The organism is Methylophaga sp. UBA4204, from assembly GCF_002379485.1.
Taxonomy (GTDB): Bacteria; Pseudomonadota; Gammaproteobacteria; order Nitrosococcales; family Methylophagaceae; genus Methylophaga.
Window position 1 is genome coordinate 5,176 of sequence record NZ_DFTU01000006.1, and the last position, 1,492, is coordinate 6,667.

Below are 1,492 nucleotides of genomic sequence, written 5' to 3' on the forward strand. Positions count from 1 at the left end.
ATTCCCGCCAGCCAAATCCCGGAAAAACACCCCACGCCCATGCAAATCCAACAGGAATTGACTGAGTTGCTCGTATAAATCGTCTTCTCTGACACCCTGGTAGTCGGTTGCACCTTCATTAAATGCCGTCAAAATATCCCTGGCGGAAAAGTCATGATCAACCATGTCGCACAGATAATAGTTTTCAGTCAGTGTTTTATCATCTGCCTGTTCAAAGTAGGCGATAGGCAGAGCTGTGGGAATTCCTCGGCGTAATAATTCGGCTGCGGCATTCCAGCTGCGTCTGGACTTACACGGTTTAAATTTATCAAGCAGCCGTTTATGTGCTGGCATACGTAATGGTTTTTTTGCGACAACGGTTTGATCCAGCAGATTATCGATACGCCAGATAATATTTCGGGCTTTGCGTAAGGTATTTGCTTCGGTTGCTTTGGGAAGATAGGCCGGGTGTAGCTTCAGTTTCAGCTCTTCTGCCTGTGAAGCATTTTCAGCAATCAGTACACCTTTCCAGCCATCCTGCTCAAATCCGTACAAATTTTTACCAGGGGCATGACGATATAATGATATGCGTTCCCGGGCCTTAGGACTTGCTTTTAACTGAATTTTTGTATCAGATGACCAGCAGAGGAATACGGGAGTTTCGGTGACAAACTCGGGTTTTTCACTGACAGTCGTTCCATCACGGGAAATAATCTCAACATCCTCCAGTTGTGCAGGAGCATATAAGGCATGCATTGGCATTGCCTGACCGTTTGCGGTCCATAACACATGGATTAATTTATCGTTGTTTCGAAATGCATGAACTTCAATGGCTTCGGCCGTCGCTAATGGCCCTTCATACAAACTGCCAGGGATCAATCGAATAAAATTCTGCATCGCATAAAATGACGGACGCAGACGGAAATCCTCGCGTTTTCCCAGTACTGAGCGGTAATGCGTAATGCGTTCCAGCTCAGGGTAAACCTCATAACCGTCATCAATCAGTCCTTCTCGATGACAAATGAATGGTCCCCAATAAGCCTGCTGCATCGCACCGGAAGCAGCGAGTAAAGTGAGGTAACGACTTAAATAATCTGCTTGCTTTTCTTCGCCGTTAACCAATACCCGCCGAATCCTTGGCAAAGTCCAGAAAGCTGCTGGCGATATAAATTCGTTTACCCCAAAATCATTGCTAATCTTTTTCAGAATCCGTGCTTTTTTGACCAGATTCACTTTCAAACGCATGGCGAGCTTAGTACCAAAAATACGATGGTCAAAGCGTTCCGGTTCGGTCACCCGCTCACTGAACAGATTATTGGTGTGGATATCGGGTAATTGATTATCACGACGTAAGCGGGTTAATACAGCAATGTTATGCAACGGTTCAAAATCAGAAATATTCGGTCCGGCAATTTTGATATGACGGGATTTTATTTCTTCATAGGCAATCCGCCAGGCATTAAAAAAACTTTCGGTGTCATAACCCGCCCAGCGACGACGGTTACTGGTTGAG

1 protein-coding gene is annotated in these 1,492 nt (G+C 45.4%); it reads right to left on the reverse strand.

The features are described from left to right. Positions 1-1,492 (reverse strand): hypothetical protein (locus B3182_RS00770; RefSeq protein ID WP_292751137.1); only part of this gene is annotated, 1,492 nt, incomplete at both ends.